This window comes from Dyadobacter linearis (assembly GCF_907165045.1).
In the GTDB taxonomy this organism is placed as follows: Bacteria; Bacteroidota; Bacteroidia; order Cytophagales; family Spirosomataceae; genus Dyadobacter; species Dyadobacter linearis.
The window spans coordinates 649721-666624 of the sequence record NZ_CAJRAU010000003.1; the positions used below are offsets into that span (position 1 = coordinate 649721).

Sequence of the window (16904 nt, forward strand, 5' to 3'; positions counted from 1 at the left end):
TTACGTCTGTAACACATTAAAATGCTCGATATTGTTAATCGAAGGTGTAGTTGTCTTTCAGGAAAATTTAAAAGACAGGTTCAGACTTTCAAAGTCAACTTTCGATAAGTCAATTGAGTTAGAGCATTTTTTTCTGGGAACAAAGGATATTGGAAATGATGCTTACGAGCAGTTTCTTTTATCTAGTACCAAAAAGGCAAAAGAGAACACTTCGATATGTAATTTTTTACATGTCGAAGTGTTCTCTTTTGATATATATAAGCAAATCCTGAGTGCGTCCGATAACAAGCTAAGGCTTGCGATCTGGTACGATGAAGCTAACCGCAAACTTCATCTTGCGCGGGAGCTTTTTGGAACAATCCCACTGTATTATATTCACATTCCAGGTGAATTTCTTTTTTTCTCAACTAGTCTTTCTTCAATAGCAGGGAATAAAGCGCTGCAAGGCTATCTGGATCCAAATGAATCCATGATAGTAACTTATCACAGATTCCGAATGGATCTGCGAAATAGCGACTATTCAAGAACTTTCTATTCGCAAGTGCAAAATCTGGCGCCGGGACATATTTTGTCTGTCTCGCAAGCGGGCGAATCGATAGAGCGGCATATCTCGTTCAATAATGAAAAGTGGGCCGGGTACTCCAGGCCTGAGGATTTTTCACCTGCTATCCGTGATATTTTCAGTCAGTCGGTCTCCGCATCTGCCAGTGATGAATCCTTGCTGGTAGCATCGCATTTAAGTGGGGGATTGGACTCTTCGTCGGTAAGCACGATGTTCAAGCACATTTATCCGTCCCGTCCACTGCACACGATCTACCATAGGAATGACAGCAAGGAAATGGATGAAAGCCTCTATTCCCGAAGTGTGGTTTCCAAGATAGGTTCTATTCACCATGAAGTGCGCCAGTCGGAAGATGATTTTGATTTGATCCAGCTGCATACTTCGCTATTCGGCGAGCCTGAGGTTTCGACGCTCTCTCCTTCTCTCATTACTTCCCTCATGCCGTACGCCCGTAACCTGGGATGCAGCATTTTGTTACGCGGTAGCGCAGGTGATTCTGTGATAGGTAGCGGAATGGAGATTTTGAATAATTCTTTCCGGGAGAAAAAGTGGGCGGACCTGAAATACTATCTCGAAAAAAGAGTCCCGCATTTTTCATTGGCAAAGAACTACCCTGACTGGGACAATTATTCTTTTGAGCGGCAGTTTGACCTGGTACTTCAAAATTTCCTTTACCACCGTTTTTCAGAATCGAGAAATAAGCCAGCCGGAGCGCTTTTCGCACTATATAACGAAGTAAATAATGCATTGGGCGTATCGAAAAGCTACTTTATGAAGCGGGCTTTCGGGAATATCGTGAAGCGCTGGATGCAGACAAGTGTTGCGGCGCCGCAATCCATATTAAGAGACGAATACTTACAACTTCCTCAGTCCGAAGAGTCAGGTATCGTTCTTCCGCGCTCACTCAGAGGCGATCTGGATCCAAGACATCAGGAATATTTTGAGGATGTATTCACGCCACGAGCTGTTACTGCTACTGAGCAGCAATTTGTTTTAGGTGAATATTACGGTGTGAAAAACCGTGCTCCGTTTTTAGATAAGCAGCTATTTGAGATTTGCATGATGGTTCCGGATTCTATCAAATACGGATCAGGAAAAGGCCGAGAGCACTTCCGGGAAGCGATGCGCGGGCTGCTGTCTGATGAGGTAATGGAAAGAAGCAGCAAAGCGACCCTCGCTTCTTCTCACGGACAGAAAATCACGTTGCGGCTCTATGAACAGGCAAAAAGCTTTCTAAACGATTCGAAATTGGTTTGGGAATATGTAGACAGAAGAAAATTTGATGAACAGGTCAGTATTCTGAAAAACGACAAGATCCCCTACCCCGAAAAGGTCAGGACCTGGTTTCACGTTACCCGGACTATTACACTTGCATCCTGGCTTGAATGGCTCGCCGAAACCAAAAACCAGGCTGTTTAAAAGCTATCTTAGAATTACAAACTTGCCTCTCACTTCCTCGACCTGGTTTTCATCATTCGTCTTCGTCACTTTGTAAATAAAAAGACCCGCGTGCCCGGCTTTTGGCTGCCAGTACCAGTTCTGAATATTCGTTCCCTTATTTTCTTTTAATTCCTCGGCCACTATCCGGCCATTGAGATCGTATATCGTGTATTTCAGGGATTTCACATCTTCAAAGTTGTCGAGCTTTGCTTGCAAATTAATGTAAGTGGTAGCAGGATTTGGGCTAACCACAACGCTCATTCTTGAATCTGCCGGATTTTCTACTTTGAATCGGATACCGTAAGGCTGCACACTTACATTTCCCGCCATATCAGAAACATTCACCAGCAGCTCATATTCTCCCTCGGGCAGATCCGTTTTGAGTAAAGTGATCATAAATGCTCTACTGGATAAAGTGTCCATTCTAAATTCGCCGGCTGTGTATTTAATAGGGCGGTATTCACAATTGTCATCCCAGCAGGACTTCACGAAAATGTCGATGAACGATGTATCCGGTGAAATCAGCCTGTTGTCTTCGAGCGTGAATGTCAATACAGGATTGGGTGAAACCGTAGCTCCATTCTTCAAAGTAGCGTAATTAAACTGCACTTCCAGAATCGGAGCGATCAGATCTTTTACCTTCGTCAAAGGATAGCGATTTTCATTATCTGCAACGTCCCAGTCGACCACCAGCTCAGCAATATTGTTGGTCTCTTCCAGCTCTGCAATCGTATTGAGCGGGTCTATGCGAACCTCGATCCTTTGAATGTTACGGTCGCGCGGTAATGTGACCGTAAGTGTATCCTGCAAAGGAAAGGCTGGTATTGTTCTTTCAATCGACCGTTCTCCCGCTTTGGTATATGAGATGATTTTAACCAAAACCTTTTCACTTTGAATATAGCGACCCTGGTTATGCATTGCGATCGACAACTTTACAGAATCAGAAGCCCCGATCTTTTTGTCTGCACTTAGCGAATACAGCATCAAGCTCTCGTCCGGATCCAGCGAGTAATCGGGCTGGGCCACAGTGACAAGCTTCAAGGCCGGGTCGCCTTGTAATAGGGACTGGTGTACATTTGAAATCGTATAAGCGCCTGCATCACTTGCAATTACCTTTTCGGCAACGGATTGCATCACCTTACCAATCGACATATTGATCGAGGCAGGATCTGTGAACATCGTCCTATAAAGTGTTTCCAGATATTTTGCAGAAGGCGACACAAAGCTTTCAAATGAATTGGCAATAATAGCTACTGCTCCTTTTTTGGGTGCCAAAAGCCAGTCCAGCGAAAGGGGATACCGGTCACCGGCGGTCGGGCTGGTATTAAATCTCGCACTGAAGATGTTACCGACTCCGCAGCCATTAAAATACATCATCGGGTATTTATGAGTATTATTATATCCTCTGCCCACATCAGTAATATAGCCCATATCAAGGTCGGTCACCGTGATCGATCCGTGACCGAAATAGGTAATCAGTCCGGCTCCTTCGTTTACCTCGGGTGTGATATTGACAGCTTCAACACCCGGCACGCCTTGTTGTTTTGCAAATGCTTTTACATTGCCGCCAACAAATCCGTCAGTCACAAACGGAGTGAGAGAATTGAGCTGGCTTTTAAGCTGGCTGACTTCCGACGTCGATTTACCTCCATTCAAATGCAGAACCGTTTTGCGCCAGCCAAAGTCGCCTGATTCGTTTGCTTCGTAATCTTTTACCTTTTCCAGGTAGTCCAAAACATTCTGATTGGACATTGCTGAAATTCGGCCAACCGATATCGGCGCAACGTCCTGCTTAGCCCCGCCAAGTCCTTCCACCAGCAAGAAATCCGATCCCGGAAAACCAACGGTTGGAACTTCGTCGGGAAGCTCTCGTTTCATTCTCTCATTGTGCGTGTTCGACTTACCGAGCAGGAGCAGGTACTTATTTTTATCAGTGGTAGATAATGCAAAATCTACGAATCTGCGAATCGCAACCGGGCTAGGCTCTCCGTAATTGAATTGATTATAGATATCCTGAATATAAATAACGCTGGTACTATACTTACCACCCGCTGAACTTGACCGATAAGCCGCGTATTGCTCAGCTCCATCTTTCAGGTTCGCGCTGGAAACGATAAAATAGTTGATTGTCTTAATGTCTATGCTCTTAAATTCAACCGGAGTAATCTTGGCCGCAGGAACGGTAAATGTCTCGCTCGTAACAAAGAGCTCGGAGGTTTTGGAGCTGTTGCCAGGCACCATTAAATTTTCAGGGTCCCCCGTAATCACTTTCACTTTATCAAGATCAGTAATATCTAATACAGTAGCATTATCGGGTGCGCCGGAAATAGCGATTCGCCCAAATTGACCAGCAATTCCCGGTAGAGAAAAACTGGTAGCAGGACTTTTCCAGACAAATGCGGAAGGATAGATCAATCTGTAATAAGCCAGTGAGAATCTTTCGAGTGTTTCAGTACTGGGAGATTTTACAGCTAGTACCCCCTTATTATTTGCGTCCAGATCAGTCGCTTCAATGTCGAATGCAGCCTCACTTGCGCCGAAGCCAGAGCTATTGACTGTTTTCACAAGCCTGAGCGACTGCGCGTCTTTTCCTATGTAAATTTCAATGGCACGACTGTTATTACTGCGGCCCTGCATCAGCATCTTAACCGCTACTTTTTGGGCCGACGACTTGGTTTTATTAGTTAGTTCAAATGGATAGGTCCCCTGTGTTCCGCGAAGGATTGGCTTACTTGTGTGGCTTGCTCCCTGTTCAAAAAAACTATTATATAGTGGTGCGCGTATAGGACTTTCTGTGCTGTATGAATATTCATTCTTGAAGACATTCAGCAAAATTGCATTGTGTGCGGCTAATGGACTTATCGCTGCATCGGGAGCCTTCGAAATTTTTTCAGCGCGGGCTCCGGCTGCATCTCCAACGGTGAGGAAGTAGGCGCTCTCGTCAGAATAAAAGCTGTAATAGGGATTTAACCGGCTGCTCATTGGACGGTACAACAGTGAATCAGAGGATCCGTCGTTGGGCACTCCGAAAAATGTAATCTCATTATTATCAGCACTAATAATAGAAACCTGTTTCCCCCTGTGCCAGATTTGGAATTGGGCCGGCTGATTTTTTGGAAAGCTTGCAGGTAGTGAAGTCAACGGAACCTTGTGTATTCCTCGTTGCGAAATAGCAATCTTAACGTAAGGTTTACCGTAAGAAATCCAGCTGTTTGCGTAGGGAGCGCCCCATTGGGCAACAACAGGAACCGAGGTAAGGAGACAGAAAAGAATGGAGAAGGTAAAATTTTTCAAAGTCGTGTGCATTAATATTCGACAGGATTAAACAAAAAAACACGGATAATACATATACGTCATTATCCGTGTTTTTCTTTTATTATTGCTTTAAAATCTTTCTGAAATAAACATCATTATTTTCTGTTTGAATTTTAATGATGTATTCGCCGCTGGTCAGGTTTGACAAGTCAACCCTTGTTCCTTTTCCGTTTCTTTTGTAAACACGGCCATTTTGATCCAAAACGTCCCAGTGTGCAATGTTTACAGGAGCATCCAGGTCAATATTAATAAAATCTCTGGTTGGATTTGGCGAAAGAACAAGCAAGCTGGTATTCTCTCTTGTCACCGACACAATTTGTGAGTAAGTCGCTTTACCTTCTATTGTTTCGCCATCCTTTATAGAAATTTTATCAACCTGCTTCAAACGGTAGTAGCTTGTTCCCGGAAATGGCTTTGTGTCGAAGAAATGGTAATCCGAAACTTCATCGATAGTGCCTTTACCTTCAACCATTCCGATTTCCGTGAAATTCTTGCCATTATAACTTCTTTCCAATAAAAAGTGACTGTTGTTGGTTTCCGAAACCGTTCTCCATTTTAGCTCCACTCTTTTAGGTTCTACCAATTTAGCCTCAAAAGACGCGAGCTCTACCGGTAGTGGACCCGAGGTGATCAGAATACGCAATGCCGGGTCGCCTTGCAAAATGATCTGATGCACATTGGCCCGGTCGAAATCATAATAAGAAGCAGTTCTTCCATTCACAGCATCACTGTAAGAATAGCCCATTTCAAGTTTGGTTTTCAGGGCAACTTCCTGAATAATACCTCCGATCGTTTTTCTGTCTGCATCCGATTTTGGGAAAATTTCAAGATAAAGTCTGTCCAGATATTCATTGGAAGTACTTGCATACGCATCCCAGTCATTTCCAAATACCACGATCGCTCCTTTGTTAGGTGCCAACAGCCAGTCAAGTGACATGGGTCTTCTGAAAGAAGGACTTGTAAGGGGCTGGGAGAAAAGGTTAAATCTGTTATTGAACAAATTATTCACCCCACAACCATTGTAGAAAAGCACGGGATACTTTCCGGTATTATTATAATTTTTGGCACCATCCATTGCATACCCGAAATCAAGGTCGGTTTGATCAACTCCACCGTGACCAAAATAAGTAATCATCCCTACACCTGATATCCCCGGTGCAGTTCCGTTCACTTCCGGCGCGAGTGTGATACTTTGAATAGCATTAGCTGCCAATGTCTTATCCTTCACTTTTGGATAAACTTTACCTTCAAAAGGAGCACTTGCAATTTTCGCACTTGTTGCAATAAACGACAGGTTTTCTTGAAACTCTGTAATCTGGTCCTCGCCTTTTCCTCCATTTACATGCAGGATATTTTTCCGCCAGCCTACATTTTCCGACTGACTTTCATAGGTCTTAACTTTTTCAAGATAATCACGTACTTGTTGCTCCGTAACAGCCGCGATCCGACCGTAGGGAATCACAGGTACGTCGTCAGGAGCGCCGCCCAGCCCGTCAACCAGCAGCAGATCCGAGCCTGGAAAGCCTATTGTCGGGATTTCTTCAGGAATTTCCCGCACAGTACGTTCGTAAAAGGTGATCGACTTACCCAGCAGGAGCAAATATTTATCCTTGTTATTATCCGATACCATAAAGTCCACAAAGCGTCTGATCGCAACCGGACTAGGCTCTCCGTAGTTGAACTGATTATATATATCCTTGATTTTCATTACCAGCGGCTTATACTTTTTACCCGGCGAATCATCCTTCCGGTATTCCGCATATTCGCCAGCTGCCGTTGCCAGCAATTCATTTGTGATGATCAGATAATCGGAGCTGGCAGGCGTGATAACCGGGAAAGTAACCGAAGTAGCAGCGACCGTCGTAACGTCCTTGGTTACAAATAACGTGAGTGCATTACCATTCCGCGATATCATCATATTGGCAGCGTCCCCGGTAATCACTCTTGGCTGATCCGGGTTCGTGATATCCAGGAACCTGAGAGTTCCAGCTGGCGGGTTCAGGATTGTGAACCGGGTGTTCGAAGCAGATGCCGGAAAATTGAATTCGTATGAACCCAGTGTCTGCATATCGATCTTCTGGTCGTAGGTAACAGAGTAATAAGATACCGAGAAACCGTCTGTTGCTCCCCCGGTGGACATAAATCCAAGAATACCCTTCCCGTTTTCAATATCCTTATCAAGCAGGTCCGCATTAAAATCTTTATCCAAAAACCCGGTAACCGTAGTTGATCCTCTCAATTCTGTTGAGGCTGCATCCTTCCCTGCCCAAACCTGAACAGTTGAATTAGCGCTGAAAAGATATCCACGTCCCTTCAAACGAACGTTGAGCTTGGGTGCCGCAGAACCGTGCCGGGCTTTCACTTCATAAGCGAAAGGTTCGGCAACATAGCTTGATGTAAAAACGGTGGGCTTCGGATTTGAAGTAGCCAGAGGACGGTTATTACCTAATCTGGTACCAGTTCCTGCTTTACCTTCTTCAAAATAGCTGTTCAGCGTTGTAGGTCTGCTCGGATAAGAAGTCATGTGTGAGTTCTCGATCACAAATTCTTTATAGAAAGTAAATTTGTGCGATTCCTGCGGCGTAATCCCTGCATCCGGAGCCAGCGATTCCTGAACTGCCGGCGTACGGTCGGTGTCATCGAAAGTCAGAAAATAGGAACTTTCATCAGAATAAATACTAAAATTCATATTTTTCCGGGAAGTCGGCATGCGATAAAGCAGCGCGTCGGAAGCTCCGTCATTGGGGATACCGTAAAATTCGATCTCCGTATTGGAGGCACTTACAAGAGCAACCTCAACGCCCCGACGATACAAATGCAGTTTTCCGGGCTTATTCTGAAAGTTGGCGGGCAATGCAACTTTGTACAGACCACTTTTGCTAACCCCTATCCTCAACCAAGACTGGCCGTATTTCCCGGTAAGCCACTCATTCCCATACTTGCCACTCCAGGGTGTCTGCGCGTGTAGCTGAACTCCAAATAGTGTGAGGCCGAACGAGAGAAGGAAAAAAAATTTTGTAAAATTTTTTGTGTTCATAAATCTTGGATTATGATAGTGTTATAAATTTTGCACAGCATGACCGGGTGACGCGCCCGAAATTTCCTACTACACTTAATATATATGAAAATATTAATAAAGCTACAATAACTTCAATATTGAAGCAAATTTACTATAAGGTTGGGCGAAGTTTTTCATCGTAGCTAATTTGCGACGCGTACTCCTCGCAGGTGGTACAATTTTTGTATCAATTCAACAAAAAACAGGGTAAAGAGCCTAATTTTGCGGCCTATGTGGATGCGCATCCTAGGTATTTGTAACATTTCCTGTTTTATTTGTTTTCAACATTTCTACTCAAGTACCAACAACTCTTTAACTAAACTTATACGATTATGATTAAAAAGCTAATGTTCATTGCATGGATTGGATTGATCGGTGTTGGATTTGGTTGCGACGGCCCTCAGGGAGAAGTCGGCCCGGCCGGACCAAAAGGTGATCCAGGAGCTGCCGGGGAAAAAGGTGAGCCAGGTGAAGCTGGCGCCGATGGCATGGGAGCGAAAGAAATTTTAACAGGAGCTGTTACTACAACAAAAGGTGGATACACGCTTGGAAAAGCAAATTTGACTGCTGCCGACACTGCAATGATTAACAAAAGCGCTATTGTCGTATTTATCAAAAGCCAGGGATTCTGGTGGGCGCAGCCGGGTGTCGTAAGATTTGCGGACAACAAATCGACTAACTATCATTTCGTAACGCTTCTGAGAGGCAATACAATATTTGTTGACATTCGTCCATTGTCTTGGTCGGAAGATCAGGAAGCTGCTCCCGAGCGTCAGTTTGAAGCGATTCGCGCTGTATTTATCCCAGCAGATAAGCTAAGACAAAGCGCAGAAGTTGATTGGACAAATTATAAGCAAGCTATGGCTGCGCTCGGACTAAAAGAGTAACAGCACCTGGTATTGTTTTTATATAGAAATTTTCCGGAAGCCGCGCCATTGAATGGAGCGGCTTCTTTGTTTTTGTACCACGCTAAGATTTGGACGCAGTGATTTCTTCCAGTTTTTGCAACTAAAAAAGTTTTAATTGCCCCCAATCAAGAACTTGTAACCTGCTATAACTTTATTTTTTTGATTTATACTATTTTCGAAACGAAAGGTATTGCGTTGATTGTTATAGAATAGCTTTTGTACTTTTCCGGGTTTTGCCGCCCGCTAACATATTATACTTTATTCGTTATGAATACCAAAAAGTCTTCAAAAACGAGCACGCCTGACGTTGTTCTCATCGGAGCCGGCATCATGAGTGCGACTTTGGGCGTCCTGCTCAAAAAGTTGAATCCTGCTATTACCATATCGATATTCGAAAGACTGGACCGGGTAACCGCCGAGAGCTCAGATGCATGGAATAATGCCGGTACCGGCCACTCTGCATTTTGCGAACTCAATTATACACCGCAGCTTCCCGACGGTTCAGTTGAAACTAAAAAGGCTGTGAAAATTGCCGAGTCTTTTGAAGTTTCGAAAGAGTTTTGGGCTCACCTTGTGGAAACCGGGGTGATCGAATCGCCTGCCACATTTATCTACAATATTCCACACATGAGCTTCGTCTGGGGAAATGAAAATGTAGATTACCTGCACAAACGCTACACTGCATTGACAAGTCACCACCTTTTTCGTGGAATGGAATATACCGAGGACCAGGAGGAGATCAGATCCTGGATTCCACTGGTTATGAAAGGACGCGATAAAAATGAAAAAGTTGCTGCAACCAGAATGCAGCTTGGTACCGATGTAAACTTCGGTACGCTCACCCGGGCAATGTTCAATTACCTTGAAGAGCAGGAAGGCGTCGAGCTTCACCTCAATCATGAAGTCGACGATCTTACCCGGAAAAAAGACGGATCGTGGATGATTGAAGTGAAAGAACGCGACAGCCGTGCATCGCGTTATGTTCAGACCAAATTTGTATTCATCGGTGCGGGCGGAGGTTCTTTGCCGTTGCTGGAAAAATCGCGCATTCCGGAAGGGAAAGGTTTTGGAGGATTTCCGGTGAGCGGCCAGTGGCTGGTTTGCAACAAACCCGAGATCATTGAAAAACACCAGGCAAAAGTATATGGTAAAGCATCCGTAGGTTCACCGCCGATGTCGGTACCTCACCTGGATACCCGGATGATCGACGGACAAAAAGCGCTGCTTTTCGGACCTTATGCCGGTTTTTCCACCAAGTTCCTGAAAAACGGTTCGTACCTGGATCTGCCTTTATCAATCAAACTCAATAATATAAAACCAATGCTGGCGGCGGGAATACACAATATTCCGCTCACCAAATACCTGATCGATCAGGTGCGCCAGTCGCCGGAGGATCGCGTGGAAGCATTGAGGGATTACCTGCCGGATGCAAAGCTGGAAGATTGGGATCTCTTAAAAGCCGGTCAGCGTGTGCAGGTGATTAAAAAAGATGAGAAAGAAGGTGGTGTTCTCGAATTTGGTACCGAAATGGTAACTGCCGCGGACGGTTCGCTTGCTGCATTGCTTGGAGCTTCTCCTGGCGCTTCTACTTCGGTATCCATTATGCTGGAACTGATCGCGCGCTGTTTTCCGGAAGCGAAATCAGCCGAGTGGCAAAATGAGTTTAAGAAAATGATCCCTTCCTACGGTCAGTCTCTTGCCAAGAATGAAGAACTCGCAGCTAAAACCAGAGCCTGGACAACTGACGTTTTGCATTTGAATACTTCTCATTTAGAAGCGGAGCTTACAGCCTGATTATTTAATATATATCATAAAAAAATCGCCGCTTAAAACGGGGATTTTTTTATGCCCGGATTTGTCAAGATTTAAAATGCAAGTGACTTCAAAAAGTGCAGTCCGTCCACTGCAATGCTTTCTTTCGAAGGCTCAATAACCCGCCAGATCGAAGCGGCTTTGGCGATGATCTTTACATCGGGCGTAAACGACTCTATCACAATATCTCCCTGGTAATGAATATGATCCAGCGCAGCGAATATGCGGTCCCAGTTGATCTGGTCCCCACCTGGCGTGCCGCGATCACTGCCCGACGCATGTAGCAGTCCCAACTTATTCCCGGCATTCCTGATTGCTAATGCAGGATCTTTTCTTCCAGGTTCATGTGAAATGAATCCAGGTGAACGAGCAAATTATCACTTCCAACGTCCGCGATCATGCGCAGTGCCTGGTCGCAGGTATTGACCATATCCGTCTCATATCTATTGAGCGGTTCGATCGCCAGCTTCACGTCTTTCTCCGCCGCATACGCTGCGAGCTTCCGAAGGTATGAAACCGCAGTCTGCCATTGTTGTACCTTTTGTTCTTCATCAAAAAGATCAGCCCGACCTACCGAAGAATAAATCGGCCCGGCTACCAGCTTACTCCCGAGTATCGGCGCAAGATCAACGAGCGCCTGCACATATTCCATAGAAGTAACCTGCTCTTTCCGATTCCCCCTCAAATCGCGCCCCGGACCAGTTGCAGCGCATACCGAGCGACATTCCAACCCGGCAGCGTCCAATGCCATTTTTACAAACACCGGATCTATGTTAGCCGGATCTTCAACCGCTATTTCGACAAAGTCAAAACCCCATTCCTTAAATTTTGGAAACCAGGAAACACCGTCATTTGTAAAAGGCGAAGCGAACAAATATGTGTTGATCCCGAATTTCATCCTGTTTTATTTACCCTTTTGCTGCGTAAAAACCCGCACCCCTTTCTTGTTACCCGTCACAATATCAAGCAGCCCGTCATTATTAATATCCTCAACAGTCACGTGCAATCCCACACCTGAATTGTTATCCACTTCGTGCCGGATCCACGTTGGCGTTTTGCCGGGTTTATATTCAAACCAATATACAACGGCCGGCTCGAACTCGCCCGGATCATTTCCATGGTGGGCAAAATACCTTTTTCCTGTTATAAAATCGATATGCCCGTCGCCATTAATATCCTTCATTTCCAATCCGTGCGTCTGTGAGAACGAATCGTCGATCGTGTGATGACGCCAGATCGCGTTGCCCTGCGTGTCTTTCTGCTGCTCGTGCCACCACACGCCATAATCATGAGCAGATGCACTCAGCACATCATTCAGTCCGTCACCATTTAAGTCCAGCACATACATTTGTGAACAATCCTTACCCAAATCGGCCGGATGAAATTTCCAGTCTTCCTCTTTCCCATGCTTGGCCGGCCCCTCCGCCGGGCCTTCCCACCAGCCTGCTTTCACAAGCACATCCTTTCGGCCGTCGCCATTAATATCTCCGTAACCGATTCCGTGGGTATACATGTGCGTCGAGTTGTTCGGATCGTTGCTGATCACGAATTTCTCCCAGGCAACATCTCCTTTTTTGGAAGGAGATTTCAGCCAGATCACTTTTTTGGCAGTAGGATCATTGCAAAGCAGGTCCAATCTACCATCGCCGTCAATATCTACCATCATCGGCGACTCGTTTCCAACCGATCCGTGTATCTCATGGGCAGGCCAGTGTCCCGTTTTCCCTTTCGGGTTTTCGTGCCAATATGCGGCTTTTCCCGGCCAGTCTATTCGAATCAGATCGATCCAACCATCCTGGTTCACGTCCATCGCATAGTCCAGAAATGAGTTGCTGTACCCGCCATTTACCTGAAAAGTATCCGGCTTCATGATTTCGTGCGCTTTCCAGGAAGGCGCTTCAAACCAGTACGCGCCAGCCAGCACATCCTTTTTCCCATCCTTATTCACATCGCCCATCGCGGCTCCTTCGGAAATAAACCTTTTGGTCAGCTCCGTTTTTTTATACTTAATATCCGCCCCTTTTTTCCCTTTGGTCTGAGCCTGGGCATAGCTGGAGATGAATACTGCCAGGATGCAAAGGAGTTTGATGTTTTTGCACATATATATGTCAATTGTTTTTCACTCGTTTTCTCAAAGTACTGCTTATTTCACACTCAGCAAATAATCCATCAAAGCATAAAAATCTTTTTCCGGGATGATGTTCCTGAACTGATCGGGCATTAATGTGTACTTGGAAGCGCGGTATTCTTTCATATCATTTTTGGCTACCGCAAATTCTTTTCCGGTCATATCTGCAAAAACCATCGTTTCACCTTCTGTCCTGCGATAAAGGCCCGTCAGCGTCTGGTCATTTTTCAATGTGATATTATAAGTACGAAATGCCTCGGTTATATTCCTGTTGGGGTCAAGAATCTTTTGGGTCAATGCTTTGTGTCCCCAGTTTCCGATGCCGTCCAGCTGCGGGCCCACCATTCCACCCTGACCTAAAACCTGGTGACAGGCGCTGCAATTCTGAACGAAAATAGCCTTCCCTGCATCGGTAAGGCCGGTTGACGGTTTAAAATTAGCTATGCGTGTATCTATCAATTTTTGTCTTTCTTCCCGCTCATTCGCCCCTGCCGCAAGGAATTTTTGCATTTGCTCCCGCTGACCTGCATTCGCATTCAGATCCAATCGCTCTTTTACCGGAATTTCATTAGCGATATCCGGACTTGCAGCCTCCTCTTTAAATGCACTCAGCAAATAATCAATACCCTGCGAAGTATTGGCAAGTACCGTAGCGATCGCAACCTGTAAATTCCGTGCACCACCCGCCAGCTGCTTTTTCAGCATTTCATAAATAGAAACAGAAGGCGCCTGGCCCATCGAAGCTGCCAGCTTTTCGCGCAATACGGGTAGCTCCGCAGGATCATCGAATACCTGCGCAAGCACATTTACATTCGCCTTTGGATCAATATTCATCAATGCATTCGCCGCCGCGCTGCGCACCGGGTAATCGAGCCATTTGGCTTTCAACATTTCCTGCAACTTCGGTTCCAGCGATTTGAGCCTGAACTCACCCGCGATGTCAGCGGCTGCTACCCGCTGATCAGAAATAATACCCGGTGCTTTTGCAGGAATTTCGAGTACGGCAGGTTCCAGTTTCCCAAAGCCGATGGAGCCGGTTTGCGAACTGTCAACTGCCTCGATATAACCCATTTGTCCGGCATAGGTACTCAGATCAAAAGTTGTGTTTTTGATCAAATCTTTCCATTGACTCGTTTCTTTCTGGTTCAATCTATATTCTGAAATCACTTTTCCGCTTCCCGCCAGTCTTACCCGAACCGCATTCCTTGAAAGACCTTTTTTATCGGGCAGGTTGTGAATATCGTTGTCAAATACATTCATTTTCAGCGTAGCCGGCAATTTGAAAGGAACCGAATACAGCGCAGCAGTCGGGATATAGCCATTTTTTTCACTCAAAATAATACGAAAAGCAGGCGTGATATCAGTGAGGAACTGCTCCGTAACAACCCACGGATTACCTGGCTCAGCTGTTTTCAGTACCGGTTTGCTCTTCCAGGTTTCCGCGTTTTCTGAAATGCCGCCAAGAAATTTTGTAGCCAGACTAGTACCCCAAGCTTCCATCTTCTCCCCCGGCGCCAAGCCGCTCTGTTTCACCCCTGCCTGGATGGTATTGTATAGAGAAAGCTGCGATTCCGGATCGTTTGCAAACCTTTTGTTGATCAGATCAATCGCTTTTTCCAGCTGGTAGGGAGATACGTACCTGGCTATATATTCCAGATTTTTAATGAGATCATCAGTCGGAAGATCGTGTGTTAATGTATAATCCAATACAAATGCAGCCGCCTCGCTCGAAGGAACATCCAGCATTGCCCTCGTCAGAAGTCCTGCCTGTTTATCCGTCCATTTCATGCCGGGAATGCGCCATACAATGCGATTATCTTTTAAATTATCCCTGATCGCGAGCATTGCCGTGTATTTCAAATGCGTGTCTTCCGCGTCAGTCTGATCGTACAATGCAAGCAAAAGCGGCAGGTTATCAATACGCGGAAACTTGCCCAGAACCTCTGCCGCAACTCTGCGAACGGAAGGGTCGGTATCTGACCTTAACGCATTAACAACCAGAGCATTAATAACATCAAATCCACCCAAATCTTCCTCTACAATACGTAGGGCATGCACCCGGAGATTAGCATCACTGCTTTTCAGGGCATCTATCAGTAATTCAGGATTCAGAATATTTAATCTGTTTAGAGCCCACAATGCGTGCACAGCTGCGGTTTTATCAGTTGCTTTTTCGCTTGCGTAAATCAACTTTTCCAAAGGCTTCATTGCCTGCTCCCCCCAGGTATCCACAATCCGATCCGCAACTTTCAACCGCGTATTCAGCTGCGGATGTTTCAATCCCTCCATCAACTGGTCCAGCGTCGCATTAGACCAATCGGTCACCTTCATATCCTGATGTGGCTCGCTGCCCTTATAAGTAATTTTCCAGATGCGCCCGCTCAGCCTGTCGCGGCCCGGGTGGTTCAATGCCACTTCATAATGTCCGATAATGCGGTTATAAAAGTCAGCAATATAGATCGCGCCGTCGGGCCCAAGCTTCACATCCACCGGCCTGAACCATGGGTCTTTACTTACCAAAAGCGGCTCCTCCTTTTTGGAAACCGGCGTGGAACCTTTGTAAGTGATCTTATTGCGGTCAATGCGGCAGGTAACCACATCGCCCGTATAAAAACTGTTTCGATACTGTTCGGGAAATTGTGTACCTGTGTAGTAAACCAGGCCAGCCAATGCAGTAGAGCCCAGATCGTAGTCCATCATAGCCGGCGCGAACCCAAGTCCCGCCGGGGCTTTCTTACCAAAATGCGGATATTCTCCGCCGGCAATCAGCTGCGTAATCGGCTTCGTGTGACAGTCCACCGAATACAAATACCCTTTTTCATCGTAAGCGTAACCAAACGGATTTACCCGACCGAAAGTGGTTTGCTCCACGCGGCTTCCGTCCAGTTTCACGCGGAATGTATTTCCCGACGTCATTTTGATAGTATCCCCATCGGCGCCGGCTACATGGGAGGTATTTGAAAACCCGTGACAAACGTGCAGCCAGCCGTCGTAGCCACGCATGAGGTTATTCACCATTCCATGCGTGTCTTTGTGACCAAACGGACCCAGTAATACCTTTTTACTGTCTGCTTTCCCGTCATTGTTTTCGTCTTTGAAATAATACAAATTGGGAATGCTGTAAGCAATAGCACCGTCGGCTACGGGCATAATGCCGATGGGGATATTCAGGTTATTGTCAAAATTGGTAAAGGTATCTGCCTTTCCGTCGCCGTTTTTGTCTTCCAGAATCGTGATGCGATCTTTTCCGTCGCTCTGCCCGGCAGCAACAGGATATTCGGAACTTTGCGTAACCCAAAGCCGGCCCCGGTCGTCGAATTCCATATTAATAGGCTTGGTAATATCGGGCTCGGACGCAAAAAGGGTTATTTCAAACCCAGGCGGCAGCACGAAACTTTTACGTTCCTCTTCCGGCGTCTGGAATTTGGTAGTACGAATATGCTCGGCAAAAAGCTCCGGAGAAGGTTGTCCGTTTTGGGAAATTTTGGCGCTTGGGCCAGACTTGCTTTTGGGGGTGCTGCAACTTTGCGCGTACAAAATAAGTACTGCGGATAAAACAATAGTGCTGCCAAGCCGGGACTTCTTGAATCGATCATTCATTCCGGAATGCTGTTTTGAAGGTTGAGTTTAGGATAAAGGGCATTGAGTCGAAAAAATTACCCCCAACCCCCTAAAGGGGGC

The 16904-nt window shown here is 45.8% G+C and carries 9 protein-coding genes; 3 read left to right on the forward strand and 6 right to left on the reverse strand.

Annotated elements, in window-relative coordinates:
* The first annotated feature begins 31 nt into the window (after positions 1 to 31).
* Positions 32 to 1981: an asparagine synthase-related protein gene (locus KOD92_RS13190; protein ID WP_215234036.1), complete on the forward strand. Its 1950-nt coding sequence runs from the start codon at positions 32 to 34 to the stop codon at positions 1979 to 1981.
* A gap of 3 nt (positions 1982 to 1984) precedes the next feature.
* Here the strand turns inward: KOD92_RS13190 and porU2 (KOD92_RS13195) are convergent, their stop codons facing one another.
* Complete coding sequence (porU2, locus tag KOD92_RS13195; protein ID WP_215234037.1) at positions 1985 to 5308, reverse strand: putative type IX secretion system sortase PorU2; 3324 nt, start codon at positions 5306 to 5308, stop codon at positions 1985 to 1987.
* A gap of 70 nt (positions 5309 to 5378) precedes the next feature.
* Positions 5379 to 8354 (reverse strand): putative type IX secretion system sortase PorU2, encoded by a 2976-nt coding sequence (gene porU2 / locus KOD92_RS13200; protein ID WP_215234038.1) that lies wholly within the window; start codon positions 8352 to 8354, stop codon positions 5379 to 5381.
* Between the two features lie 353 nt (positions 8355 to 8707).
* Here porU2 (KOD92_RS13200) and KOD92_RS13205 point away from each other — a divergent pair, with 353 nt between their 5' ends.
* Positions 8708 to 9262 (forward strand): collagen-like triple helix repeat-containing protein, encoded by a 555-nt coding sequence (locus KOD92_RS13205; protein ID WP_215234039.1) that lies wholly within the window; start codon positions 8708 to 8710, stop codon positions 9260 to 9262.
* A gap of 237 nt (positions 9263 to 9499) precedes the next feature.
* Entirely contained in the window at positions 9500 to 11077 is a 1578-nt protein-coding gene (locus tag KOD92_RS13210; RefSeq protein WP_255567386.1) for a malate:quinone oxidoreductase, read from the forward strand.
* Between the two features lie 71 nt (positions 11078 to 11148).
* Here the strand turns inward: KOD92_RS13210 and KOD92_RS27425 are convergent, their stop codons facing one another.
* Genes KOD92_RS27425 through KOD92_RS13225 form a run of 4 tightly spaced genes read right to left on the reverse strand, consistent with a single transcriptional unit; the run spans position 11149 to position 16823 of the window.
* A complete protein-coding gene (locus KOD92_RS27425; protein ID WP_229254659.1) occupies positions 11149 to 11388 on the reverse strand; it encodes a hypothetical protein in 240 nt (79 codons plus the stop codon).
* Between the two features lie 23 nt (positions 11389 to 11411).
* Entirely contained in the window at positions 11412 to 11993 is a 582-nt protein-coding gene (locus tag KOD92_RS13215; protein WP_229254660.1) for a sugar phosphate isomerase/epimerase family protein, read from the reverse strand.
* Between the two features lie 6 nt (positions 11994 to 11999).
* Positions 12000 to 13196: an FG-GAP repeat domain-containing protein gene (locus tag KOD92_RS13220; protein WP_215234041.1), complete on the reverse strand. Its 1197-nt coding sequence runs from the start codon at positions 13194 to 13196 to the stop codon at positions 12000 to 12002.
* Between the two features lie 42 nt (positions 13197 to 13238).
* The gene (locus KOD92_RS13225) at positions 13239 to 16823 is read right to left on the reverse strand and encodes a PVC-type heme-binding CxxCH protein (RefSeq protein WP_215234042.1); all 3585 of its coding nucleotides are present in this window, start codon (positions 16821 to 16823) and stop codon (positions 13239 to 13241) included.
* Between the last annotated feature and the right edge of the window lie 81 nt (positions 16824 to 16904).

Bases quoted from the DNA above. Each gene is read 5' to 3' on its own strand.
- porU2 (WP_215234037.1), bottom strand. From the start codon at position 5,308: ATGCACACGACTTTGAAAAATTTTACCTTCTCCATTCTTTTCTGTCTC.
- KOD92_RS13205 (WP_215234039.1), top strand. From the start codon at position 8,708: ATGATTAAAAAGCTAATGTTCATTGCATGGATTGGATTGATCGGTGTT.
- KOD92_RS13225 (WP_215234042.1), bottom strand. From the start codon at position 16,823: ATGAATGATCGATTCAAGAAGTCCCGGCTTGGCAGCACTATTGTTTTA.
- porU2 (WP_215234038.1), bottom strand. From the start codon at position 8,354: ATGAACACAAAAAATTTTACAAAATTTTTTTTCCTTCTCTCGTTCGGC.
- KOD92_RS13215 (WP_229254660.1), bottom strand. From the start codon at position 11,993: ATGAAATTCGGGATCAACACATATTTGTTCGCTTCGCCTTTTACAAAT.
- KOD92_RS13220 (WP_215234041.1), bottom strand. From the start codon at position 13,196: ATGTGCAAAAACATCAAACTCCTTTGCATCCTGGCAGTATTCATCTCC.